Origin of the sequence: Ochrobactrum chromiisoli (assembly GCF_026241335.1) — a bacterium.
GTDB classification, from domain to species: domain Bacteria; phylum Pseudomonadota; class Alphaproteobacteria; order Rhizobiales; family Rhizobiaceae; genus Brucella; species Brucella chromiisoli.
Genome location: NZ_JAPHAV010000004.1, coordinates 108,882 through 134,079, shown reverse-complemented (window position 1 = coordinate 134,079; position 25,198 = coordinate 108,882). Strand labels below are relative to the sequence as shown.

Here is a 25,198-nt window from a genome sequence, read left to right as displayed (position 1 = left end):
GAGACAAAAATTATGGCTGGCAATGGTTCGAAAGATACCATTCTTACAGTTGAGCATCTGTCGATGCGCTTTGGTGGTCTCGTCGCGATCAATGATCTGAGCTTTAATGTAAAGCGCGGCGACATCACGGCGATCATCGGCCCCAATGGTGCTGGCAAGACCACGGTCTTTAACTGCATTACCGGGTTTTACAAGCCGACCGGCGGTATGCTCACAATGAACCGGAATACCGGCGAGAAATTCCTTCTAGAGCGCTTGCCTGATTTCAAGATCACGCAGGATGCGCGTGTTGCGCGTACCTTCCAGAATATTCGTCTGTTCTCGGGCTTGACGGTTCTCGAAAACCTGCTTGTTGCACAGCACAACACGCTGATGCGCTCGTCGGGCTATACGATCCTTGGTCTGCTTGGTTTTCCGACCTACAGGAAGGCTGCGAAGGAAGCGATTGAGAAAGCGCGCTACTGGCTTGAGAAGATCAGCCTCATTGATCGTGCGGATGATCCGGCTGGTGATCTGCCTTATGGCGATCAGCGCCGTCTGGAAATTGCGCGTGCCATGTGCACCGAGCCGGAAATTCTTTGCCTTGATGAGCCTGCGGCTGGTCTTAATCCGCGTGAATCGGCAGAGCTGAACAAGCTGCTGCTTGATATTCGCAAGGAAACGGGCACGTCGATCTTGCTGATTGAGCATGACATGTCGGTGGTGATGGAAATTTCCGACCATGTTATTGTGCTTGAATATGGCACCAAGATCTCTGACGGTTCGCCGGAACACGTCAAGAATGATCCGCGCGTTATTGCCGCCTATCTCGGTGTGGACGATGATGAAATTGCTGATCTGATCGAAGTGGCCGACAAGCCGGGCACTGGCGATCCGGCTGATTTCATTGCAACGCAACTTGCCGAAGAGGCAATCGAGGAAGAAAAGATCGAGGAGCCCGTGCGTTTTGCAGGCGGACTGGCTGCTGCTCGCGATGGTCGGCCCGATAATCTCACGTTCATCAAGGGTATTGGTGAAGTCAATGAGAAGAAACTGAACGAGCACGGTATCTATCATTTTGATCAGATTGCCGCGTGGACTGAAAGCCACATCGTTGAAGTTGAAACCTATCTCGAATTTGATGGGCGCATTGCGCGTGAGGACTGGGTTGGACAGGCGGCCCAGCTTGCCGCAGGCAAAGCAACCGAGTTTTCAAAGCGTGTTGAAGCTGGCGATGTTCCCACAAGTCACAAGAGCGCACCCGTAAAAGCTGCCAAAGCGCCTCAAGCTCCGGCGAAGCCTAAGAAGGGAAGCGAATAATGACGGCTGAAACCATGCAGACCAAACAACCGCTTCTCGCTGTTGAGAAGGTTGAGACCTATTACGGCAATATCTGTGCTCTCAAGGGTATTGATCTGACGGTCAATGAGGGGGAGATCGTTGCACTCATCGGTGCGAATGGTGCTGGCAAGTCCACGCTGATGATGACGATTTTCGGCTCCCCACGGGCGCGGACGGGCCGTATTCTCTTTGGGGGCAAGGACATCACGTCTTTGCCGCCGCATGAGATTGCAAAGCTGCGTATTGCACAGTCGCCGGAAGGTCGTCGCATTTTCCCGCGTATGACGGTTCTTGAAAACCTGCAGATGGGGGCAAGTCTCGATAATCAGCAATATTTCGAAGAAGATGTTGCGCTGATGTTTGATTTGTTCCCGCGTCTCAAGGAACGCATCACGCAGCGTGGCGGCACCCTTTCAGGCGGCGAGCAGCAGATGCTGGCAATTGCGCGCGCGCTGATGGCGCGTCCGAAACTTCTGCTTCTCGATGAGCCTTCCCTTGGCCTTGCACCATTGATCGTCAAGCAGATTTTTGAAGCGATCAAGGAACTCAACCGCACGCAGGGGTTGACGGTCTTTCTCGTCGAGCAGAATGCTTTTGGTGCGCTGAAACTTGCTGATCGCGGTTATGTGATGGTCAATGGATCAATCACCATGAGCGGCGCTGGTCGCGAACTCTTGGCTGACCCGGAAGTGCGTGCAGCCTATCTTGAAGGCGGAAGGCATTAAGGAGGAAAACATGCAGGGAATTCTCTACGAAGAACCGTCGTTCTGGCTGTTTTTTCTCATCACGTGCCTTTTGGGCGGTTGGGCTGCCTGGATGACAGGACGGGCCTGTGCGCAGACGTGGCGGACTTATCCGCATCTTCTGCTCTATCTTATCCCATTGGCGGCAGCGGTTCGCTTCATTCACTATGCCTTGTTTGAGGGCACGCTGCTTTCGCTGCATTATTATCTGGTTGACCTGATCGTGCTGATCATCATTGGGACGATCGGATTCCGGTTTACCCGAACCAAGCAGATGGTGCGCCAATATAACTGGCTCTACGAAAAAGCTTCGCCTTTGAGCTGGAAGGCAAAATAATTCGAAGCTTCGCTGCAAATCTATGTCTTCCAAACGTGGGAACCGATTTTGGGAGACGTGTTTAAAACAAGGCGCTTGCAGCGGAGCTTCCCTAAAAGATCACGTTGAACGGATAGAATTCAGCGTAGATATTGCTGGGTGATCAGCAAGACAATAAGGCGATGTAAAAACATCGTTTAGGGGTAACTATAATCGGGAGTTCAAGTAATGAAGAAATCGCTTTTTTCAGGCGTTGCTCTTGCAGCGGTGATGGCTTTTAGTGGCTCGGCTTGGGCAGATGTGCTGTTGGGCATTGGCGCACCGCTGACTGGTCCGAATGCTGTTTATGGCGCGCAGATTCAAAAAGGTGCCGAGGCTGCAATCAAAGAAATCAATGATGCCGGTGGCCTCAATGGCGAAAAGATCACGATCACGCTTGGCGACGACGTGTCGGATCCCAAGCAGGGTATTTCGGTTGCCAACAAGTTTGCTGCTGACGGTGTGAAATATGTCATCGGTCACTTCAACTCGGGCGTTTCGATCCCGGCTTCTGATGTTTATGCTGAAAACGGCATTCTCGAAATTTCGCCAGCTGCAACCAACCCGGTCTATACGGAGCGCGGTCTGTGGAACACGTTCCGTACATGCGGCCGTGATGATCAGCAGGGCATTGTTGCCGGGCAGTACATCTTCGACAACTTCAAGGATGGCAAGATTGCTATCATTCACGACAAGACCCCTTATGGTCAGGGCCTTGCCGATGAAACCAAGAAGAAGCTGAACGAACTGGGCGTCAAAGAAACCGTCTATGAAGGCGTGAATGTGGGTGAGAAAGATTTCTCAGCGCTGATCGCCAAGCTTAAGCAGCAGGGTGTCACCGTTCTTTATTGGGGTGGTCTGCATGCCGAAGCCGGTCTCATCATCCGTCAGCTCGCCGATCAGGGTCTGAAGGTCCAGTTCATTTCAGGCGATGGTATCGTCTCCAACGAGCTCGCTTCGATTGCAGGCGATGCCGTTGCAGGCACGCTGAACACGTTCGGCCCAGATCCGCGCAATGCCCCGGCAAATGCTGAACTCGTTAAGAAGTTCCGCGATGCAGGCTTTGAGCCAGAAGCCTATACCCTCTACTCCTATGCGGCGGTGCAGTCGCTTGCGGGGGCAGCAAAGGCTGCCGGCAGCAATGACCCACAGGAAGTTGCCAAGGCTCTGAAGGAAAAAGGCCCGTTCCCTACAGTGCTTGGTGATCTGTCTTATGACGAGAAGGGTGATCCGAAGCTTCCAGGTTACGTTATGTATAAGTGGGAAAAGGGTGCTGACGGGAAATATACTTACGTTCAGCAGTAATTTTTTACAGTAATATTGCGCAAAGCCAAAGAATGCCCGGCCATGTGTCGGGCATTTTTATTTTATGGAATCTGTAGCTGCATTAAGTCATGCGAAAAAAACATCATATTTAGGTAATATAATGGGTAGACAAGACTGTCTTAAGTCATTTTACCTAACCTGACGATATTGTTTGGCGTAAAACACGGTGGGCAGTTCGAGCCATGGAGGAGGGGCGATGGGTGTCGCCCCGCTTGAATAATCTCTTCTGGTGGAGTTGGCGTTTCCGCAATTTTGTTCGGAGAACGTTTGAAATGGGAGTAGTTGAAATGAAGAAGTCGTTATTCTGCGGCGTATGCCTTTCTGCACTGATGGCAATGGGGGGCGCATCTTTTGCCGATGTGCTGCTGGGGGTTGGAGCACCGTTAACCGGTGGTCAGGCAGCCTATGGCGATCAGATCAAGCGCGGCGTTGAAGCTGCTGTTGCGGAAGCCAATGCCAAGGGTGGCATGAATGGCGAGCAGATCACGATTGTTTACGGCGATGATGCAGCCGATCCGCGTCAAGGGATTTCTGTCGCCAATAAATTCGTTGGTGACGGTGTGCAGTTTGTGATCGGCCATTTCAATTCCGGCGTCAGCATTCCGACATCGGACATTTATGCCGAAAATGGCGTGCTGATGATCGCGCCAGGAACGACGAACCCAACCTTCACCGAGCGCGACTTGTGGAACACATTCCGCACCTGCCGCCGGGATGATCAGCAGGGCATCGTTGCTGGCAAATACATTGCTGACAATTACAAAGACGGCAAAGTCGCCATTCTGCACGACAAGACGCCTTATGGTCAGGGTCTGGCTGATGAAACCAAGAAGTCGCTCAATGCCAATGGCAAGGAAGAAACGCTTTATGAAGGTGTCAATCAGGGCGACAAGGATTTCTCGGCACTGATTTCCAAGATGAAAGCTGCTGGAATCACTGCTGTCTATTGGGGTGGTATGCACCCGGAAGCGGCACTCATCATCCGCCAGATGGCTGATCAGGACTTGAAGGCTCAGTTTATTTCGGGTGACGGCATCGTCTCCAACGAATTGGCGTCCATTGCAGGCGATGCGGTTGCGGGTGTTCTGAACACTTTTGGCCCAGATCCGCGTGATGATGCAGCCAATGCCGATCTCATCAAGGCGTTCCGTGACAAGGGCTTTGAGCCTGAGGCTTACACTTTCTACGCTTACGCAGGTGTTCAGTCGCTGGTTGATGCTGCCAATGCCGCTGGAAACAATGATCCGCAGGAAGTGGCTGCCGCATTGAAGGGTAAAGGTCCTTTCAAGACGGTGCTTGGTGATTTGTCTTATGATGACAAGGGTGATCCGAACTTGTCGCCTTATGTCATGTTCGAATGGCGCAAGGGTGATGATGGCAAGTATAATTACTTCCAGAAGTAAGTCTGCCTCATATATTAGCATAAATTGACTGAAATTTCATCACAATGCCCGGCTTTTAGCCGGGCATTTTGTTTTTCTATTCATGTTGCACAGTTTGTTTGCGCTTGCTTACATTGCAGGCTAATCAAAGCCATATCGATCATTGCAGTGTGGGAGTTCTGCCTTGTCCATCCGTAAAATTCTGGTTGCCAACCGTTCCGAAATCGCTATCCGCGTGTTCCGTGCAGCCAATGAACTTGGCATAAAAACGGTGGCTATATGGGCAGAGGAAGATAAACTCTCACTGCATCGCTTTAAAGCGGATGAGAGCTATCAGGTCGGTCGCGGGCCGCATCTGGCGCGTGATCTTGGACCAATTGAAAGCTATCTGTCGATTGATGAAGTCATTCGTGTGGCTAAGCTTTCGGGTGCCGATGCAATCCATCCGGGCTATGGTCTTTTGTCGGAAAGTCCTGAATTTGCTGAAGCTTGTGCGCAGAACGGTATCATCTTCATTGGTCCGAAGCCGGAAACCATGCGCCGTCTTGGCAACAAGGTTGCTGCGCGTAATCTCGCAATCGAGATTGGCGTTCCGGTTGTGCCTGCAACCGATCCGCTGCCGGATAATATTGAAGAAGTAAAGAGGCTTGCGGCTGAAATCGGTTATCCGCTGATGCTGAAGGCATCATGGGGTGGTGGTGGCCGCGGTATGCGGGCAATCCGTGCTGAGGAAGACCTTGATCGCGAAGTGACGGAAGCCAAGCGCGAAGCCAAGGCTGCGTTCGGCAAGGATGAAGTCTATCTCGAAAAACTTGTTGAGCGTGCGCGCCACGTCGAAGTGCAGATTCTGGGTGATACGCATGGCAATGCGGTCCATCTTTATGAGCGCGATTGCTCGATCCAGCGCCGCAATCAGAAAGTGGTTGAGCGCGCACCTGCACCCTACCTCAATGACGCGCAGCGTCAGGAACTGGCGGGTTATGGTCTCAAAATCGCCCATGCCACCGATTATATCGGTGCAGGCACGGTCGAATTCCTGATGGATGCCGATACCGGCGCGTTTTACTTCATCGAAGTGAACCCGCGTATTCAGGTTGAGCACACGGTCACGGAAGAAGTGACGGGTATCGACATCGTCAAAGCACAGATTCATATTCTGGAAGGTTACGCGATCGGAACGCCTCAATCCGGCGTTCCCGAACAGAAGGATATTCGCCTCAACGGTCATGCGCTTCAGTGCCGCATTACCACCGAAGATCCCGAGCACAACTTCGTTCCCGATTATGGACGCATTCAGGCCTATCGCTCGGCATCGGGTTTCGGCATTCGATTGGATGGCGGCACGGCCTATTCGGGCGCGGTGATCACGCGTTATTATGATCCGCTACTGGTTAAGGTGACGGCATCAGGCGCAACCCCGATTGAAGCGATCCGCCGTATGGACCGTGCGCTTCGCGAATTCCGTATTCGTGGTGTTGCAACGAACCTCACTTTCGTGGAAGCGATTATCAATCATCCGAAATTCCAGTCGAATGATTATACGACGCGCTTTATTGATACGACGCCTGAGTTGTTCACGCACATGAAGCGTCAGGATCGTGCGACCAAGCTTTTGACCTATGTTGCTGACGTGACCGTCAACGGGCACCCGGAAACCAAGGGCCGTGCGGAGCCTCAGCGTGATGCTGCAAAGCCTATAGTGCCATGGTTTGGTGATCGACCGGTCGCGGATGGCACCAAGCAGTTGCTCGACAAGCTTGGGCCTCAGAAGTTTGCTGAATGGATGCGCAATGAAAAGCGCGTTCTGATGACTGACACGACCATGCGTGACGGTCATCAGTCATTGCTGGCAACACGCGTGCGTACCTATGACATTGCGCGGGTGGCCAATGCCTATGCGCAGGCGCTGCCAAACCTGTTCTCACTGGAATGCTGGGGCGGTGCGACTTTTGATGTGTCGATGCGCTTCCTCACGGAAGATCCGTGGGAACGTCTGGCAATGGTGCGCGAAGGTGCGCCGAATATCCTGCTGCAAATGCTGCTGCGCGGTGCCAACGGCGTTGGCTACAAGTCCTATCCGGACAATGTGGTCAAATATTTCGTGCGCGAAGCAGCACGTGGCGGCATGGACCTGTTCCGCGTGTTCGACAGTCTCAACTGGGTTGAGAACATGCGCGTATCGATGGATGCGGTGCTGGAAGAAAACAAGCTCTGCGAAGCGGCCATCTGCTATACGGGCGATATTCTCAATCCGGAACGCGCCAAATACGACCTTAAATATTATGTCGATCTCGCCAAGCAGGTTGAAAAGGCTGGCGCACATATCATTGCTCTCAAGGATATGGCGGGTCTGTTGAAGCCTGCGGCAGCACGCGTGTTGTTCAAGGCGCTGCGTGAGGAAACCGATCTGCCGATCCATTTCCACACACATGATACGTCGGGTATTTCGGCAGCAACGGTACTTGCAGCGGTCGATGCCGGTGTCGATGCGGTGGATGCGGCCATGGATGCCTTCTCCGGCAATACATCGCAGCCATGTCTTGGCTCGATTGTCGAAGCGCTGCATGGTTCGGAACGCGATCCGGGCCTTGATACGGAAACGATCCGCCGCATTTCGTTTTATTGGGAAGCCGTGCGCAATCAGTACGCGGCCTTTGAAAGCGACCTTAAGGGTCCGGCTTCGGAAGTCTATCTTCACGAAATGCCGGGCGGCCAGTTCACCAACCTCAAAGAACAGGCGCGTTCGCTGGGTTTAGAGACCCGCTGGCATGAAGTGGCACAGGCCTATGCCGATGTGAACCGGATGTTTGGTGATATTGTCAAAGTCACGCCATCCTCCAAGGTGGTGGGTGATATGGCGCTGATGATGGTCTCTCAGGACCTGACCGTTGCCGATGTTGAAAACCCGGATAAGGACATTGCCTTCCCGGACTCCGTTGTGTCGATGATGCGCGGCGATCTTGGTCAGCCGCCATCGGGTTGGCCTGAAACGCTCCAGAAGAAAGTTCTGAAAGACGAAAAGCCGTTCACGGTGCGTCCGGGTTCTCTGCTTCCAGCCGCTGACCTTGATGCCGAACGCAAGTCGATTGAGGAAACGATTGGTCGCGAGATCACGGATCAGGAATTTGCTTCCTACCTGATGTATCCAAAGGTCTTCACCGACTATGCGGCGGCGCAGGAAAACTATGGTCCGACAAGTGTTCTGCCAACGCCGGTTTATTTCTACGGCTTGAAGCCGGAAGAAGAAGTCTTCGTTGATCTCGAACGGGGTAAGACCCTTGTAATCGTCAATCAGGCCATGTCTGAGACCGACGAGAAGGGCATGGTCACTGTATTTTTCGAGCTTAACGGTCAGCCGCGCCGCGTCAAGGTGCCAAACCGCGCCAAGGGTGCATCGGGTGGTGTGAAGCGCAAGGCGGAACTCGGCAATGACAAGCATGTTGGCGCGCCGATGCCCGGTGTAGTGTCAACGGTTGCGGTCTCTCAGGGCCAGAATGTGAAGGCAGGTGATGTGCTGCTTTCCATTGAAGCCATGAAGATGGAAACGGCTCTGCGCGCTGAGCGCGACGGTTCGATTGCCGAAGTGCTTGTGCGCCCCGGCGAGCAGATCGATGCGAAGGATTTGCTGATCGTCTTCGCAGAATAATTCTGCTTCATTTCCGTAAATGTTGAGATGCCGCGCTCTGTAAGGGGTGCGGCATTTTCTTTTGCTTGCGCGGTCATAAAAATCTGTTATGCACGTTTTTACCGATTTATGCATGTTTGTGCGCGGTGATAGGAACGAGCGATGACAGAGCTATTACTCGACGAAAGACAGGCGCAAATTCGCGCACTGCTTGATCAGTCCGGGCGCGTATTGGCGAGTGAGCTTGCGGAGTCTTTTGGGGTTTCGGAGGACACGATCCGCCGTGACCTTCGCGAAATGGCGGCAGCGGGGCTTTGCAAGCGTGTTTATGGTGGTGCGCTAAAGGCGGCGCCGTCTTATGCACCGCTTGCGGAGCGCGATACAGAAAGACCGGAAGCCAAGACGGCCCTTGCTGCCACGCTGGCCGCTCTGATCGAGCCGAACATGACGGTGTTTCTGGATTCCTCGTCAACCAATTTGGCACTTGCGCGTCTGCTCGCTGATCGGGGTGAAGTGATTACGGTTGTCACCAACACGCCGTCCATTGCTGCCATCGTCCTCAAGTCAGACAAGATCGACGTGGTGATGATTGGCGGTCCGATTGATCGCCGTGTGAGTGCGGCGGTCGGTGTGCGCGCTTTGCGTGATGCGGAACTGGTGCGGCCTGATCTTTGTGTGCTTGGTGCCTGCGGTATAGCGGCAGAGATCGGTATCACAGCGCTGCATCTGGAAGATGCGGAATTCAAGCGGGTTATTGCCGGACGTAGCCGCAAGGTGGTGCTGGCAATCACCAGCGACAAGCTTGGCACTGTTGCTGCGCACGATGTCATATCCATTGAGGCGGTCAATGTTATGGCTGTCGAACAAGATGCAAATGAAGACGTGCTTGCGCCTTATCGGGCTGCGGGCATGACGGTTATACACGCTGTAGAAGGGCGTGACTGAGGACATCATGGAACAGGCTGCCGGACGAAACGATGCGTTGAATGAGCGTGCGCCAATCGTGACCAGAGAGCGCATCGCAGTGGCGCTGCTCTTTCTGATGAATGGGTATATTTTTGGTGGCTGGGCACCGAAAATTCCCGAATTTGCGGCTCGTCTTGGGCTTGATACCAGTGGCATGGGCCTGATGATCCTTGTCTTTGGCATTGGCTCTCTTTCGATGATGCCGGTGGCTGGCGCATTGTCGGCGCATCGCGGATCGGGCGCTGTGGTGAAGCTGTTTGCGATTGGCGTCATTCCAACACTGCTGATCATCGCGCTTGTGCCCAATGTCGTGACCGCTGTGATTGCCATGCTTTACTTTGGCGGCACAATCGGCGCGATGGATGTTGTGATGAATGCCAATGCGGTCGCGGTTGAGAAGAAAATGCGCCGCGCCATCATGTCGTCCTGCCATGCTTTCTGGAGCCTTGGCGGTTTGATCGGTGCTGCAACCGGCGGCTTTCTCATCGCCCATGTCGGTTCAACGGTCCATGCGCTGATTGCAACCCTTGTGGCGGCGGGATTGCTTGTCTTCGCATGGCCTTCGATTGTTGCGGATAAATTTCATCACCCAAGCGGCGAAAAGCAAAAGCTGGTGCTGCCACGCAATGCGCTGCCATGGCTGGTCGGCATTATCGCTCTGTTCTCGATGATCCCGGAAGGCGCAATTCTGGATTGGGGTGCATATTATCTGCGTGATGAACTGGGGGCGTCAGTCACGGTTGCCGGTTTTGGTTTTGCCGCTTTCTCCATGACCATGGCGATCATGCGCTTTGCAGGCGATATTGTCCGTGACCGTTTCGGTGCGATTAATACGCTGCGTTTCTGCACGTCGATTGCGATTGTCGGCATGGTCATTGTCGGCCTGTCGAGCCACCCTTATGCGGTGATCTTTGGTTTTGCCATTTGCGGTATCGGCATTTCCAACATGGTACCGATTGCCTTCTCCATTGGTGGCAACATACCGGGTGTCAATCCAAGTGTGGGCCTGTCGATTGCCACGACCCTTGGCTATTCCGGTATGCTGGTTGCACCTTCGCTGATCGGCTTTGTCGCCAAGCATAGCGGTTTCAGCGTGGTGTTCCTGTCGCTGCCTGTGCTGTTGCTGGTGGTGCTTGCCTTCTCAGGGCTGGCAAAATATGCGGACAGTTCGCACTGATTTCATTCAGCGGTCCAGCCGCCTTCGACTGGCAGGGCGGCGCCGTTAATCTGTGCTGCGGCGTCCGTTGTAAGGAAGGCCGCAAGCGCGCCGATCTGAGCGGTGGTGACGAACTCCTTCGTCGGCTGTTTATCGAGCATCACTTCGCGGATGACCGTTTCCCGATCCATATTATGGGCTTTCATCTGATCGGGTATCTGCGCTTCGACAAGCGGGGTCAGCACATAGCCGGGGCAGATGGAATTGGCAGTGATCTTGGCAGTCGCAAGTTCAAGTGCCAGCGTTTTTGTGAAGCCGACAATGCCGTGTTTGGCTGCGACATAGGCTGATTTGAATGGCGATGCGACAAGTCCATGCGCCGAAGCGATATTGATGATGCGGCCCCAGCCGAACTTTTTCATATGGGGAATTGCTGCTGCTGATGTGTGGAATGCCGAGGTCAGGTTGATCGCAATGATGCGGTCCCATTGCTCTGTCGGGAACTCTTCGACGGGGGCCACATGCTGGATGCCGGCATTGTTGACGAGGATGTCGGCACTCCCGAAGGCCTCCACGCTCTTTTCAATCAGTGTCCGGCAATCACCCGCCTTTGACATATCGGCGCTCATATAGATCACGTTTACGCCATGTTCTTTGGCGATTGTTGCAGCCAGATCGTGGTCTTCCTGGCGATCTGTGAAGGAATTGATCACAACATTGTGCCCGGCACCTGCCAATGCGTGAGTAATGCCAAGCCCGATGCCGGAATTGGAGCCGGTGATGATAGCGGTTTTGCGGGCATTCTTATTTGGCATGTGTCGTTTCCTCCTGACGCGCAGTGCTATAATTATAAAGGGACAAGGCGTCTGCAAGTGATTATATAACAACAAAGCAAGGTGGTCAGGCGTTGACAATTGCGCCGTGCTACGCCACCTGAAAGCAGGCCCGTACTAAAAAGCAGTCCTTGCAATGGCTGCAGGATAAAAGAACAGAGCACAATGTCTTCCGAGACCGTCAGCTATTTTTCGCATCCATTTCCCCGTCGCCACTCCGTTGGTGTCAGCGTTGGCGGTGTTATCGTTGGCGGCAGCGAACCTGTTGTCGTGCAGTCGATGACCAATACCGATACGGCGGATATTGATGGCACTGTTGCGCAGGTTGCAGCTTTGCATCGCGCAGGGTCGGAGATTGTGCGCATAACGGTTGATCGTGACGAATCGGCTGCTGCTGTTCCAAAAATTCGTGAGCGCCTTGAACGCCTTGGCATGAATGTGCCGCTGGTCGGTGACTTCCATTATATCGGCCATAAGCTGCTTGCCGATCATCCAGCCTGCGCAGAAGCGCTCGCAAAATATCGCATCAATCCGGGCAATGTCGGTTTCAAGGACAAGAAAGATAAGCAGTTCGCCGATATCGTCGAAATGGCGATCCGTTATGACAAGCCTGTGCGTATCGGTGTGAACTGGGGTTCGCTCGATCAGGAATTGCTGACCACGCTGATGGATCGCAATCAGGCGGAAGGTGCACCATTGAGCGCGCAGGAAGTTATGCGCGAAGCCATTGTGCAGTCGGCGCTGATTTCGGCAAATCTTGCAGAAGAGATCGGTTTGAGCCGCGACAAGATCATTCTGTCGGCAAAGGTCAGTCAGGTGCAGGATCTGATCGCCGTTTACACGATGCTTGCGCAGCGCTCCGATCATGCACTGCATTTGGGCCTCACGGAGGCGGGCATGGGAACCAAGGGTGTTGTCGCTTCTTCGGCTGCCATGGGCATCCTGCTTCAACAGGGTATTGGCGATACGATCCGCATTTCGCTGACGCCAGAGCCGGGCGGTGACCGCACGCGTGAAGTGCAGGTGGCACAGGAACTCTTGCAGACGATGGGCTTTCGTCAGTTCATTCCGATTGTTGCGGCATGTCCGGGTTGCGGTCGCACGACGTCAACCGTGTTTCAGGAACTGGCGCAGAACATTCAGGACGATATTCGTCGTTCGATGCCTGTCTGGCGTGAGAAGTATCCGGGTGTGGAAGCGCTTTCGGTCGCGGTCATGGGCTGCATCGTCAATGGCCCGGGCGAATCGAAACATGCCGACATTGGCATTTCGCTTCCCGGTACGGGCGAAACGCCGTCCGCACCGGTCTTTGTCGATGGCAAGAAGGTTACGACGTTGCGCGGACCTGAGATTGCTGCTGATTTCCAGAAGATGGTTGCCGATTATATCGAAAACCGTTTCGGGCTGGCCAATAGAAAAGCGAGCTGATCAGCTCTGCCGTTCTGCGATGAAGCGTGCGGCCTGTTTGAGAATGAGAGCATCGTCACCAAATGGTTCAAGCAGGCTTTCCGCCTGAGCAACCAGACCGGAGAGCTGCTTGCGTGTCCAGTCGATGCCATGGAGCGCAACAAGTGTGGCTTTGCCTGCCGCCGCATCTTTGCCGGTTGCCTTGCCCATGGAGGCTGCGTCTGCGGTCACGTCGAGAAGATCGTCTGCAAGCTGGAAGGCGAGGCCGATGGCTGAGCCAAATTCGGCCATGCGTTCACGGTCTTCGCGCGATGCACCTGCAATAATCGCACCGGCTTCACAGGCAAAACGAATGAGCGCGCCGGTTTTCATGGCCTGTAATGTGATAATGCCTGCCTCATCCGGCTTGCTATTTTCTGCCATCAGATCAAGCGCCTGACCACCCGCCATGCCGCCAATGCCTGACGCGCGCGCTAACGCTGCGACCAGTTCGATGCGTATCCCGGCCGGCAGGTTGGTTTCGTCGGAAGCGACGATATCAAAAGCATAGGTCAGCAGGCTGTCACCTGCGAGAATCGCTGCGGCCTCATCAAAAGCCTTGTGCACGGTCGGCTGGCCGCGCCGCATATCGTCATTGTCCATTGCCGGAAGATCGTCGTGGACGAGCGAATAACAATGAATGCACTCTAGCGCGGATGCCACGCGCAGAACCGCATCGCCATGCTGGCCGAACAGGGACGCACTTTCGATAACCAGGAAGGGGCGCAGGCGTTTGCCGCCATTCAGCACGCCATGGCGCATGGCGGCTAACAGTCGCTCGGGGCGCGCCACTTCGCCACTGCGCAAACGAAGATCCAGAAGCCCGACCAGCATTGTCTCGACTTCGAGCGCGCGCAGATTCAGGGATTGAGCAAAATCGACAGACACGTTTTCCATGCCTAAAGGGGATGGACGAAAGCGCTGATTTGGTCAACTGGGCACAGTGATCAGCACAGGCTTTTTCATCAAGCGGTCATCAAAGGGAGGATTAAGAGCCACAAAACGCTTAATCCGACCTTCGAAATGCTGCGATCGATTATGGAATCAGGTTCATTATTGTTAAGGAATAGTTTATGTCGCTTAAATCGGAATGAACGGGCGGTGGAAGTGGCAAAAATCATTCTCAAGAGCAAAGATGGTCGCAATTACTTGGCTGATCCTGTTTGGGGTGGCAGAATTGCCCTTATGCTCAAGATTTTGATTGCGCTTGCGATCCTGCCGCTTTTTCTGATCCTCGTCTATTCGGTTCCTTTCGTGCGGCCTGTTTCCACCTTGATGGTGAAGGATTACATTCTGTTTGAGGACGTGGATCGGCAATGGGTCAGTATCGAAGATGTGGCACCCGTTTTGATAAATTCCGTGATGATGGCCGAAGACGGGCAATTTTGCAGCCATGGTGGCGTGGACTGGCACCAGCTCAGTCTCGTTCTGGATGACGCCACAGATGGCGGGCCAAGCCGTGGCGCATCGACCATCACCATGCAGACTGTGAAGAATTTGTTCCTGTGGAATGGTCGATCTTATATTCGCAAAGGACTAGAGTTTCCCTTGGCGCTGGTCGCAGATAGCGTGCTGTCAAAACGGCGGATTATGGAGATTTATCTCAATATTGCCGAGTGGGGTCCAGGCATCTATGGAATCGAGGCCGCCGCACAGCGCTATTTCAAGCGCCCGGCATCACGTTTGACGGCGCAACAATCTGCTTTGCTGGCTGTAACGTTGCCCAATCCTGCTTTGCGCAATCCAGCGAAACCCACGCGCAACATGCAGCGTATCGCACGCATTATTGCCGGGCGCGCATCCAGAGCAGGGCCTTACGTCACTTGCGTACAATAAGTGCGCCGCTTGGAAAAAAGATAAGACTCTGGCTGGTCAAATGCCACAAGAGCGTGTATAGGCACGTGACTTTCCGGAATTTTGTCCGATGTGACAGGCTCCTCGGGGCTGTGCCGGACGTTTATTGATCGATCAGTGGAGCTGAATCCATGGCAGTACCTAAACGCAAAACGTCTCCGTCGAAGCGCGGCATGCGCCGCTCGGCAGACGCACTCAAGGCCCCGACTTACGTCGAGGACAAGAACTCGGGCGAACTTCGTCGTCCACATCATATCGATCTGAAGAGCGGTATGTATCGTGGCCGTCAGGTCCTCGAAGCTAAGGAATAGTCTTTAAGCTGCATTGCAGCTGAAGATGGATTTCAAAAACGCCGTTTCCGGTTGCCGGAAGCGGCGTTTTCTTTTGGGGATTTTCGGACAATTGAGCCGAAGATCACTTACTTTGCTTGAGAGCCGATGAAGGATGCGATCTCAAGCAAAAGAACTCAGCCTGCATCCGCCGCAAAACCTGCGCCCGTGATGCCTGCCACGGCAGCAGCTTCATCATTGTCAGATGTGTCGCCTGAAATGCCGACAGCGCCGACAATTTCATTCTGCGCATCTTTGATAAGAACGCCGCCGGGAACGGCTATGATTTTCCCGCCTGACACGCCTGACAGCCCCTCAAGGAAATGTGGGCGGTCTTTCGCCTGATTGTGGAGCCAGCGTGATCCCGCCCCCACCGACAGGGCACCAAAGGCTTTGCCCGAAGCGATTTCGAAGCGGAGAATCGAAGTGCCATCCTGACGCTGAAAGGCCTTGAGATGTCCGCCTGCATCAAGAACGGAGACGACGATGGGCTTTAAATGCAATTCTGCTGCCTTGGCAAAGGCGGCGGCAATGATTGCGTTGGCCTTATCGAGAGTCAGCTGGGACATAGATATCTCCTTTATTTTTTGTGGGTCTAATTTAACGACTGTCGAATGGCGTGTAAGAAAAACTTTCATGTGTTCTGGAGAAACTGCTGATCGTTTTGAGCAAAGATGTGAAACGAACAGAAAGGGTGGAGCTTGCAAAAGAAGCCGTTTTGGTTTTTCTCTGTGGTCAATTTTTAAAGGAGGAAAGAATGACCGCATCGCATAGCCAAAAAGTCGTTATTATTGCCAGTGCCGCCCGTACTGCGGTGGGGGCCTTCAATGGAGCCTTTGCTAACGTGGCCGCACACGAACTGGGTGCGAGCGCGATCAAGGCGGCGCTTGAGCGCGCAGGCGTGGTGGCTGCGGATGTGGATGAGGTCATTCTTGGACAGGTGTTAACGGCAGGCGAGGGGCAGAACCCCGCACGACAGGCGGCGATGGCAGCCGGATGCCCGAAAGAGACAACTGCCTTCTCGATCAACCAGCTTTGTGGTTCGGGTCTGCGTTCGATTGCGCTCGGTATGCAGCAAATTCTGGCGGGCGATGCGAAGATTATCGTGGCTGGCGGGCAGGAATCCATGTCCATGGCACCCCATTGCGCGCATCTGCGTTCTGGCGTGAAAATGGGCGATTTCAAAATGGTGGACACCATGATGAAAGATGGCCTGACGGATGCCTTCCATGGCTATCCCATGGGAATCACCGCTGAAAACATCGCGAAGCAGTGGCAGCTTAGCCGCGACGATCAGGACCAGTTCGCGCTTTCATCCCAGCATAAGGCCGAAGCTGCGCAGACGGCCGGCCGTTTCGATGATGAGATCGTGCCCTTTGCCGTGAAGAGCCGCAAAGGCGAGACCATTGTGTCGGCGGATGAATATATCCGTCCCGGTACAACGATTGAGGCGCTGGGCAAGCTCAAGCCTGCCTTTGACAAGGAAGGCACTGTCACGGCTGGCAATGCATCGGGCATCAATGACGGCGCGGCGGCACTTGTTCTAATGGATGCGGATGAAGCCGAAAAACGGGGTGTCGAGCCGCTTGCGCGCATCGTTTCCTGGGCAACAGCCGGGGTCGATCCGTCGATCATGGGAACCGGCCCTATACCAGCAACCCGCAAAGCGCTTGAAAAGGCAGGCTGGACGGTTGCCGATCTGGAACTGGTTGAAGCCAATGAAGCGTTTGCTGCGCAATCCTGCGCTGTGGTGCGTGATCTGGGGCTGAACCCGGAGATCGTCAACGTCAATGGCGGGGCGATTGCTATCGGTCATCCCATCGGGGCATCGGGTGCACGAGTGCTGACAACGCTGCTTTACGAGATGAAGCGCCGCGATGCGAAACGTGGTCTTGCAACGCTGTGTATTGGTGGCGGTATGGGCGTCGCCATGTGTGTTGAGCGGCCATAAAAGGCGCAAAAATTAACGTTTACACGCGCTCGGCTTAAGATAGAGCGGCAAAACGGTGCCGCTCTATGGGTATTTTTGCCCGAATCCCCCTATATGTGGTGAGAACAAATAGGGAAAGTTTGTGAATCAACGATTCGTCGCCGATTCGTTCCGGCTTTGAGCCGAAGGTTAATGAAAATGGCCTTTTGCGCGGTAAAAATTTAACCAGCTATCAGGAATAATTGATAATTCATGAATCTGCGGCTTTTCAGTCTTTCCTTATGGGACGGCTCGAAGGACAAAGGTTAATAAGATTGGCCGTTTGTTCCCACACCGGCGCAAATCTTAATGCCGGTGATTCATCATCTGGGTTCTTTCGATAGATAGTCCACTAGATGTTGTCGTGAACAAAAGGTGAATGGGCTCCTGTGATCGATTCGTCGCCGATTCGTTCCAGAGTCGTTCTATTTGTTAAAATGAGTATTTATTAACGACTACAGAGCCGAAAACACAGATTGAAACTTAACAGGAGCGCTTTCGGCTCAAGTGATATAGTGCTATCGCATGTCCAACGTATGGCCTTTGTTCCGGGAATTCTATTATTGGCATGAACCAACTCCCTGCCCATGATCTGCCGCTGAGTGTGAGTGGCCGCGATGTCACTGCAGTGCTGGGGCCGACCAATACCGGCAAGACGCATCTGGCGATCGAACGGATGTTGTCGCATGGTCGTGGTATGATTGGTCTTCCGCTGCGATTGCTGGCGCGCGAGGTTTACAATCGTGTGGCTGAGCGCGTGGGTGTTGCCAATGTCACGCTGATCACCGGCGAGGAAAAAATCACGCCGCCCGGCTCGCGCTATTCCGTGTGCACCGTTGAAGCCATGCCGCGCCGCACGGATATGCCCTTTGTGGCGATTGATGAAGTGCAGCTTGCCGGTGATCTTGAGCGCGGGCATATTTTTACGGACCGCATTCTGCATCTGCGTGGGCGGCAGGAAACGCTGCTTTTGGGCGCCGGGACCATGCGCGCCATTCTGGAAAAGCTTCTGCCGGGCATCACTGTTGTGACGCGTCCGCGTTTGTCTCAGCTTTCTTATGCGGGTTCCAAGAAGATTATCCGACTGCCGAACCGCTCAGCAATTGTCGCCTTTTCGGCGGATGAGGTTTACGCCATTGCCGAGCTGATCCGTCGCCAGCGTGGTGGTGCAGCGGTTGTAATGGGCGCGCTGAGCCCTCGCACGCGCAACGCACAGGTCGAGCTTTATCAGTCAGGTGATGTGGATTTTCTGGTGGCAACGGATGCCATCGGCATGGGACTCAATCTTGATGTCGATCATGTGGCTTTCGCACAGAACCGTAAATTTGACGGTTATCAGTTTCGTGATCTGACGCCTGCGGAGGTTGGCCAGATCGCCGGTCGTGCGGGTCGCCATTTGCGCGATGGTACATTTGGCGTCACCGGGCAGGTTCAGCCCCTGGACGATGAACTGGTGGAGCGGGTTGAAGCCCATGCATTCGATCCGGTGAAAGTGTTGCAATGGCGAACAAGCCGCTTTGATTTTTCATCGCTGAACGCTTTACGCCATTCTCTGGAAACGCCAACGCCGATTGAAGGTCTTACCAAGGCATTGCCTGCTGTTGATCAGCAGGCGCTTGAAAATTTGTCGAAAGATGAAGACATTGTGCGGCTTGCAACGATGCCTGCGCGGATCGAACTTTTGTGGGATACCTGTGCGCTTCCCGATTATCGTAAGATTGCGCCGGCACAACATGCCGATATCATAGCAACCATTTATCAGGATCTGGTCCGCCGAGGGAGCGTTGATGAAGATTATATGAGCGAACAGGTGCGCCGCGCCGACAATACAGAGGGGGAAATCGACACTCTGTCTCATCGCGTGGCGCAAATCCGTACCTGGACTTTTGTGTCGCACAGGCCGGGATGGCTTGCCGATCCGACACACTGGCAGGAAAAGACGCGCGAAATTGAGGACAGACTGTCCGATGCGCTGCATGAAAGGTTGACGAAACGCTTTGTAGACCGCAGGACAAGCGTGCTTATGAGGCGCCTGAGAGAGAATGCCATGCTAGAAGCAGAAATCAGCCCGGCCGGTGACGTAATTGTCGAGGGCCACAATGTTGGGCAACTAGAAGGATTCCGGTTCACTGCCGACGTTCAGGCCGAGGGGCCGGACGCGAAGGCTGTGAGAACGGCTGCACAAAAGGCGCTTGCCGCCGAGTTCGAACGCCGTGCCGAGCGGTTTTCCGCAGCGCCAAATGGCGACTTTGCGCTCGGTTCGGATGGCGTGTTGCGCTGGATCGGTGCACCGGTCGCAACGCTGGTTGCAGCCGATCATGTGTTGAAACCGCGCACGATCATTTTTGCCGACGAACAATTGACCGGGCCGGCACGCGACAAGGTTGCGGCCCGTATTGAGCGTTTTGTTGCGCATCACATCGAAACGGTTCTCAAGCCGTTGACCGATCTTAACGCTGCCGATGCCCTGACCGGTATGACACGCGGTCTGGCTTTCCAGATCGTTGAAGGCCTTGGCAGTCTTCAGCGCCGCGATGTTGCTGAGGAAGTCCGCGGACTTGATCAGGATTCGCGTGCAGCACTGCGTCGTCTGGGCGTGCGCTTCGGTGCTTATCATGTTTTCATGCCCATGCTGTTAAAGCCTGCTCCGGCTGGCCTGATCACGCTGCTTTGGGCATTGAAGAATGATGGCCGCGAACGCGCCGGTTATGGCGATGTGGTCAATGTGCTGGCCGCAGGCCGCACATCGGTGGTTGTTGATCCGGCTTTCGATCCAATGTTCTATCGTCTGGGTGGGTATCGCGTGCTCGGTCGTCGTGCCGTGCGCATTGATATTCTGGAACGCCTTGCCGATCTCATTCGTCCGGCACTGGCCTGGCGTCCGGGTTCGGGCACACGTCCCGATGGCGCTTATGATGGCGGACGCTTCATTGTTACCCCTGCCATGATGTCTATTCTGGGCGCCACGGTTGAGGATATGGAAGAGATCCTGAAAAGCCTTGGTTATCGCCATGAGGCTGTTGATGCGGCTGATGTGAGCGCAAAGCTTGCCGAGCTTGATGCCTTTGCTGCTAAGGCACAGGCACAGGCTGAGGCGGTTGTCGAAGATACTGTCTTTAAGCCAGCCGTACCTGCTGCCACCGTAAGCGAAGCCAAGCCTGTTGTTCCGGCAGCCGAGCCGGTTCCTGCCCCGGTTGCCTCTGTTGAGGCCGCAGCGGAGGAAAAGCCCGCAACAGAAGCAACCGACGCGCCAGCAGAAGAGGCCAAGCCTGTTCTGCTCTGGCGTCAGGGGCGCTTTGAAGGACGTAATCGCACGCAGGATCAGAATCGTCAGCGCCAGAATCGCTCGCAGCAGGGTGGTGAAGCTGGTGAAGCCGCGGCTGCGCGTGAAAACCGTGGCGGTGGCAAGCGTTTTGACAAGAACCGTCGTAATAATGATGGTGAAAATCAGGATCGTGGCCAGAACAAACGCGAAAGCTTCAAGGGCAAACCGCGTGATGGTGGCAACCGCGATCAGCGTCAGCCTAAGCGGGATCATGCTAATCATCAGGGCAACAAGCGCGTTGAGCAAGAACGTCCGGTGCGTGTTGATCCTGATTCGCCTTTTGCCAAGCTTCTTGCTCTTAAGGAGCAATTGAAGAAGTAAGATGGCGACTGAGGCGATTGCAAGACAGCGTATTGACAAGTGGCTGTTCTTTGCACGCGTGGTTAAATCAAGATCGCTGGCGGCGAAACTCGCCGTCGGCGGCAAAGTCAGGGTCAATCGTGACAAGATTGATCAGGCAGCCTATCCGGTGAAGATCGGCGATGTTCTGACCATAAACCTTGATCGGCAAATTCTCGTCTATAAGGTGCTTGCACCCGGTCACAGGCGCGGGCCAGCCCCAGAAGCACAACTTCTATATCAGGACATGACGCCCAAACCTGCCCCGCAATCTGACAGCGTTGGAGCGATGCAGCCACATCGTGAGAGCGGTGCCGGGCGTCCAACAAAGAAAGAACGGCGCGAAACGGATCGTCTGCGCGGAAATTAAACCGGACGCGATGCCGCAGGATAGCCATCGGGTGCGACAGAAATTGCGCGTTAAAGCTTTACGTTAAAAGCTCTTTTCGACTTTTGCACCATAATTGGAATGTCATTTCCGATGTTCGTGACATATTGTTATTGCGTCGTTTCGGCCCTTGTCATGGACCGATAAAATCGTTACCTCACGCTTGGCAATCGCAAGCACATGAACTGGCATGCATGCCACACGCCAAAACACCCCGTGGGATAGTCTATGGAGTGAACGGAGCGGAACCATTCAGGTGCCCGATCTGAATGTTCAAACAGCCGGTTCTGAATAGATAAGCTTACTCTTCATCAAGGGAGAGGCAACAGGAGTTGGACAATGACTTATGTCGTGACCGATAATTGCATTCGCTGCAAATATACGGACTGCGTCGAGGTTTGTCCGGTCGACTGTTTCTATGAAGGCGAGAATATGCTCGTCATCAATCCCGATGAGTGTATCGATTGCGGCGTTTGCGAGCCGGAATGTCCGGCGGAAGCCATCAGCCCGGATACCGAACCGGGCCTCGACAAATGGCTTGAGCTGAATGCCGAATATGCAGCGAAATGGCCAAACCTGACTGCGAAAAAAGATGAGCTTCCAGAAGCCAAGGAAATGGATGGCGTTTCGGGCAAGCTCGAACAGTTCTTTTCGCCTGAGCCGGGTTCCGGTGATTAGACCGGCTTTGTGTGCCCAATAGGGTGCATGGCGCTCTAAACAGGTTCGAAAGGCTTGACGCTTTTTTCGGATTGGTTGAGCGCAAGAGCAATCCGTCAGATTGGCACTTTTGCTGTCGTAGTTTCGTGTATTGCTGAGTTGTTGAAGCTGATTTTATGCATGTCGAAAATGGCCGGAATCCTCTTTTTTGGCCATTTGTTGATTCTTGCGTAAAATTGTGTTAACCTGTGCCAATAATTTCGGTGACTGGACGTCAAATCGTGGCGCAAATGCGTTAATCTCTGAAAGGGCTATATTTTTTTACTGGGCTTTATGGCACCGGGACGGATTATTGCGGTTTCAGCACACGTTCCCCACCAGAGCTTCCCGGTAAATCAATTTGTGCCTGGGAAGCGCTTTCAGTTCAAGACCGTAATGGCTTCCGCACCTCTCCCAAGGGGGTGTGGTCGAAATCATGTGTTAACCGGCGTGTAGTGCCGGGCACAACAGGGAGTATTAGAGCGTATGACATCCCAGCAGAAAAAAACTCCGGCCCGCCAGGGATTTAAGACCGGCGAGTCCATTGTTTACCCGGCTCATGGTGTTGGTCAGATCGTAGCGATCGAAGACCAGGAAGTTGCCGGCCATAAGCTTGAGCTTTTTGTTATCGACTTTGAAAAAGACAAGATGCGCCTCAAGGTGCCGGTCGCCAAGGCTGTCAGCATTGGTATGCGCAAGCTGTCCGAGACCGATTATGTCGAACGTGCCCTGAAAGTCGTGCAGGGTCGTGCACGCGTAAAGCGCACCATGTGGTCGCGCCGCGCGCAGGAATATGATGCAAAGATCAATTCCGGCGATCTGATTATGATTTCTGAAGTTGTTCGTGATCTGCATCGTGCTGACAATCAGCCGGAGCAGTCCTATTCCGAGCGTCAGCTTTACGAAGCAGCGCTGGATCGCATGGCGCGCGAAATCGCTGCCGTGAACAAGCTTTCCGATACGGAAGCAGTTCGCCTTATCGAAGCAAATCTTGCCAAGAGCCCGAAACGCACCAAGGCTGATGCCGAAGGTGAAGTGGACGGTGATGAAGTCGAAGCAGCGTAATAAACGCCTGCATTCTTTTCTAAAGAGCCCCGCTGATGTGGGGCTTTTTATTTTTCTGCATAGAGCACCGTGCGCCTCGCGTCTTCCAAAAATAATTCTTATTTTCGGACTGATGAGAGGGGGGTGGATACTTGCCCAAGCGGCTTGTCTCTCTATTTTCATAGAATGTCAGATATTTATAGCACTTCGGATGGAACCGGAGGGTTCTTCTTGCGTTATTATCAAACCAGCTCTGAGCGGGTTTGTTTTGTGGCGTAGCAATCTGGCCTCAGAGCAGGTCTGTAAAAGATGTTTTGAACGAACGAAAAATGTTTGCTTAATCCCTTTTTAGGGCTGGTATCGTTTCCGTTTCGGGTTTCAGACTTCTCTGGAACATCGCAGCCAGAACAGGAGAGCCAGATGAAGCAGTCATCCATGAGCAGTTCCTCCATCGTTCCGCCAACTCGTTTGCCGATTCCGGCGTGCGGTCTTCAAGCGCCTGCTGCGTCCTCGCAGTCGATGATCCGCAATGCGATGTCAGCGCCTTATCTTGAACGAGAAGAAGAACGCGACCTCGCCATCCGCTGGAAAGATAACAAGGATCAGGAAGCACTTCATCGCATCACGGCCTCGCATATGCGACTGGTGATTTCGATGGCCGGACGGTTTCGTAAGTTCAAGCTTCCGATGAGCGATCTGATTCAGGAGGGCTATGTTGGATTGCTTGAAGCGGCTGCGCGCTTTGATCCTGAGCGCGAAGTTCGTTTTTCCACCTATGCATCATGGTGGATAAGGGCGTCCATGCAGGATTATATCCTGCGCAACTGGTCTATCGTGCGCGGTGGGACGAGTTCGGCTCAGAAGTCGCTGTTCTTCAATCTGCGTCGCCTGCGTTCGAAGCTTGCGCAGGAAGATGAGACCATGAGCAAGGCAGAAATTTACCGCCAGATCTCGACGCAGCTTGGCGTATCAGCGAGTGATGTCGAAGTCATGGACAGCAGACTTTCAGGGTCTGATAGTTCGCTTTCGGCGTCAATAGGTAATGATGAATCGGGCACCTCCACCCGTATGGATTTTCTTGTCGATGACCATCCCTTGCAGGATGAGGTCGTTGAAAGCACGATTGATATGGAACGCCGTGTGGGTTGGTTGCGCACCGCGCTTCATGCGCTTAACGAGCGTGAATTGCACATCATCCGACAACGGCGTCTGGGCGATGATGGCGTGACACTTGAAGCACTCGGCGAAAAATTGGGAATCTCAAAAGAGCGTGTTCGGCAGATTGAAAGCCGCGCCATGGAAAAGCTTAAGCTGGCGCTGCTTGATCAGCATGAAATGGCAGCCTATCAGGCATAGACTTTTTACGGATGTCTTTATCCCAAAACCGGGTCCCACTTTGGGGAGACATACGCTAATCGCGGCTGCCTTCAAGGCGCGATGACCAGTCTTCGACCTTGCGGTTTTCCAGACGGCGGATGGCATAGCGCTTCCAGCCATCGGCAAGGTGCGCAAGGTTGGCCATCCGTGCAAGTTCGTCATAATTAAGCATATCGACGTAGAGAAGATGCCAAACCCGGTGCAGCGTCCATTCTGGGGAAAGGCGTTCGACACGCGTTATCGTGTCGTCAGCGCTGACAACACCTTCTTCCAAAACCCGATAATACCAGCCGGTGCGTCCGGTTTTTTGCACGCGGGTTGCCATGTCCGGTACATCGAAGCGCGCATTGAGTTTCCAGCAGGGCTGCCTGCCCTGTGACACCTCAACCAAAGCTGTTCCCAAGCGAAAACGGTCGCCGATAGCAACATTATGCTCGGTCAGTCCGGTGGTTGAGATGTTCTCTCCAAAAGCGCCGGGCGCATCAAAACAGGGATGGTCGCCAATATCCTCGCGCCAGAGGGCATAATGATCGTGCGGATAATGGTGAATGGCCTTTTCGGGACCGCCGTGGACTTTTCTGTCGCCTTGCTCGTCGCATTCGAGGCCTTCGCGCAGCAAGCGAACGGGCCCCGATATAGGCTTCTTATCGATCCCGCTCGGTGCGGCACGCGGTCCTAGTGGGGCGATCTGGCCTGCCAGCAATGATTCAAGCATGACTTCCATT

The 25,198-nt window shown here is 53.9% G+C and carries 21 protein-coding genes; 17 read left to right on the top strand and 4 right to left on the bottom strand.

Features of this window, described 5'->3' with window-relative positions; genetic code table 11:
- The first annotated feature begins 12 nt into the window (after positions 1 to 12).
- From OPR82_RS11250 to OPR82_RS11215, 8 genes are all read left to right on the top strand, one after another.
- The gene (locus tag OPR82_RS11250; RefSeq protein WP_265984960.1) at positions 13 to 1,299 is read left to right on the top strand and encodes an ATP-binding cassette domain-containing protein; all 1,287 of its coding nucleotides are present in this window, start codon (positions 13 to 15) and stop codon (positions 1,297 to 1,299) included.
- Positions 1,299 to 2,045: an ABC transporter ATP-binding protein gene (locus OPR82_RS11245; RefSeq protein WP_265984866.1), complete on the top strand. Its 747-nt coding sequence runs from the start codon at positions 1,299 to 1,301 to the stop codon at positions 2,043 to 2,045. The genes OPR82_RS11250 and OPR82_RS11245 overlap by 1 nt, the downstream gene beginning before the upstream one ends.
- A gap of 10 nt (positions 2,046 to 2,055) precedes the next feature.
- A complete protein-coding gene (locus OPR82_RS11240) occupies positions 2,056 to 2,400 on the top strand; it encodes a DUF6867 family protein (protein ID WP_265984865.1) in 345 nt (114 codons plus the stop codon).
- Positions 2,401 to 2,607: 207 nt separating this feature from the next.
- The gene (locus OPR82_RS11235; RefSeq protein ID WP_265984864.1) at positions 2,608 to 3,723 is read left to right on the top strand and encodes a branched-chain amino acid ABC transporter substrate-binding protein; all 1,116 of its coding nucleotides are present in this window, start codon (positions 2,608 to 2,610) and stop codon (positions 3,721 to 3,723) included.
- A 308-nt stretch (positions 3,724 to 4,031) separates the two neighbouring features.
- On the top strand, positions 4,032 to 5,147 hold the full coding sequence (locus OPR82_RS11230) for a branched-chain amino acid ABC transporter substrate-binding protein (RefSeq protein WP_265984863.1): 1,116 nt from the start codon (positions 4,032 to 4,034) through the stop codon (positions 5,145 to 5,147).
- A gap of 163 nt (positions 5,148 to 5,310) precedes the next feature.
- The gene (gene pyc / locus OPR82_RS11225; RefSeq protein ID WP_265984862.1) at positions 5,311 to 8,772 is read left to right on the top strand and encodes a pyruvate carboxylase; all 3,462 of its coding nucleotides are present in this window, start codon (positions 5,311 to 5,313) and stop codon (positions 8,770 to 8,772) included.
- A 141-nt stretch (positions 8,773 to 8,913) separates the two neighbouring features.
- Entirely contained in the window at positions 8,914 to 9,696 is a 783-nt protein-coding gene (locus OPR82_RS11220; RefSeq protein ID WP_265984861.1) for a DeoR/GlpR family DNA-binding transcription regulator, read from the top strand.
- Between the two features lie 7 nt (positions 9,697 to 9,703).
- On the top strand, positions 9,704 to 10,894 hold the full coding sequence (locus OPR82_RS11215) for an MFS transporter (protein WP_265984860.1): 1,191 nt from the start codon (positions 9,704 to 9,706) through the stop codon (positions 10,892 to 10,894).
- A 2-nt stretch (positions 10,895 to 10,896) separates the two neighbouring features.
- Here OPR82_RS11215 and OPR82_RS11210 read toward each other — a convergent pair whose 3' ends face one another.
- On the bottom strand, positions 10,897 to 11,688 hold the full coding sequence (locus tag OPR82_RS11210) for a 3-hydroxybutyrate dehydrogenase (RefSeq protein ID WP_265984859.1): 792 nt from the start codon (positions 11,686 to 11,688) through the stop codon (positions 10,897 to 10,899).
- A gap of 183 nt (positions 11,689 to 11,871) precedes the next feature.
- Here OPR82_RS11210 and ispG point away from each other — a divergent pair, with 183 nt between their 5' ends.
- A complete protein-coding gene (gene ispG / locus OPR82_RS11205) occupies positions 11,872 to 13,134 on the top strand; it encodes a flavodoxin-dependent (E)-4-hydroxy-3-methylbut-2-enyl-diphosphate synthase (protein ID WP_265984858.1) in 1,263 nt (420 codons plus the stop codon).
- On the opposite strand, the gene OPR82_RS11200 is transcribed toward ispG, so the two are convergent.
- On the bottom strand, positions 13,135 to 14,049 hold the full coding sequence (locus OPR82_RS11200) for a polyprenyl synthetase family protein (protein ID WP_265984857.1): 915 nt from the start codon (positions 14,047 to 14,049) through the stop codon (positions 13,135 to 13,137).
- A gap of 210 nt (positions 14,050 to 14,259) precedes the next feature.
- Here OPR82_RS11200 and mtgA point away from each other — a divergent pair, with 210 nt between their 5' ends.
- Together mtgA and rpmF are read left to right on the top strand one after the other, a co-directional pair.
- Complete coding sequence (mtgA, locus tag OPR82_RS11195) at positions 14,260 to 14,988, top strand: monofunctional biosynthetic peptidoglycan transglycosylase (protein WP_265984856.1); 729 nt, start codon at positions 14,260 to 14,262, stop codon at positions 14,986 to 14,988.
- A 149-nt stretch (positions 14,989 to 15,137) separates the two neighbouring features.
- Positions 15,138 to 15,317, top strand: a complete 180-nt coding sequence (gene rpmF / locus OPR82_RS11190; RefSeq protein ID WP_006467787.1) for a 50S ribosomal protein L32 — start codon at positions 15,138 to 15,140, stop codon at positions 15,315 to 15,317.
- Between the two features lie 155 nt (positions 15,318 to 15,472).
- Here rpmF and OPR82_RS11185 read toward each other — a convergent pair whose 3' ends face one another.
- Complete coding sequence (locus OPR82_RS11185; RefSeq protein ID WP_265984855.1) at positions 15,473 to 15,904, bottom strand: GlcG/HbpS family heme-binding protein; 432 nt, start codon at positions 15,902 to 15,904, stop codon at positions 15,473 to 15,475.
- A gap of 188 nt (positions 15,905 to 16,092) precedes the next feature.
- On the opposite strand from OPR82_RS11185, the gene OPR82_RS11180 reads away from it, so the two are divergent.
- From OPR82_RS11180 to OPR82_RS11155, 6 genes are all read left to right on the top strand, one after another.
- Positions 16,093 to 17,286 (top strand): acetyl-CoA C-acetyltransferase, encoded by a 1,194-nt coding sequence (locus OPR82_RS11180; protein ID WP_265984854.1) that lies wholly within the window; start codon positions 16,093 to 16,095, stop codon positions 17,284 to 17,286.
- Between the two features lie 586 nt (positions 17,287 to 17,872).
- Entirely contained in the window at positions 17,873 to 20,950 is a 3,078-nt protein-coding gene (locus tag OPR82_RS11175; RefSeq protein ID WP_265984853.1) for a helicase-related protein, read from the top strand.
- A gap of 1 nt (position 20,951) precedes the next feature.
- Positions 20,952 to 21,338, top strand: coding sequence for an RNA-binding S4 domain-containing protein (locus OPR82_RS11170; RefSeq protein ID WP_265984852.1), 387 nt, complete (start codon positions 20,952 to 20,954; stop codon positions 21,336 to 21,338).
- Between the two features lie 357 nt (positions 21,339 to 21,695).
- Positions 21,696 to 22,034: a ferredoxin FdxA gene (fdxA, locus tag OPR82_RS11165; RefSeq protein WP_265984851.1), complete on the top strand. Its 339-nt coding sequence runs from the start codon at positions 21,696 to 21,698 to the stop codon at positions 22,032 to 22,034.
- Positions 22,035 to 22,538: 504 nt separating this feature from the next.
- The gene (locus OPR82_RS11160; protein WP_265984850.1) at positions 22,539 to 23,117 is read left to right on the top strand and encodes a CarD family transcriptional regulator; all 579 of its coding nucleotides are present in this window, start codon (positions 22,539 to 22,541) and stop codon (positions 23,115 to 23,117) included.
- A 399-nt stretch (positions 23,118 to 23,516) separates the two neighbouring features.
- Positions 23,517 to 24,452, top strand: a complete 936-nt coding sequence (locus tag OPR82_RS11155; protein WP_265984849.1) for an RNA polymerase factor sigma-32 — start codon at positions 23,517 to 23,519, stop codon at positions 24,450 to 24,452.
- Between the two features lie 55 nt (positions 24,453 to 24,507).
- Here OPR82_RS11155 and OPR82_RS11150 read toward each other — a convergent pair whose 3' ends face one another.
- A complete protein-coding gene (locus OPR82_RS11150) occupies positions 24,508 to 25,197 on the bottom strand; it encodes an MOSC domain-containing protein (RefSeq protein WP_265984848.1) in 690 nt (229 codons plus the stop codon).
- Position 25,198: the final 1 nt, after the last annotated feature.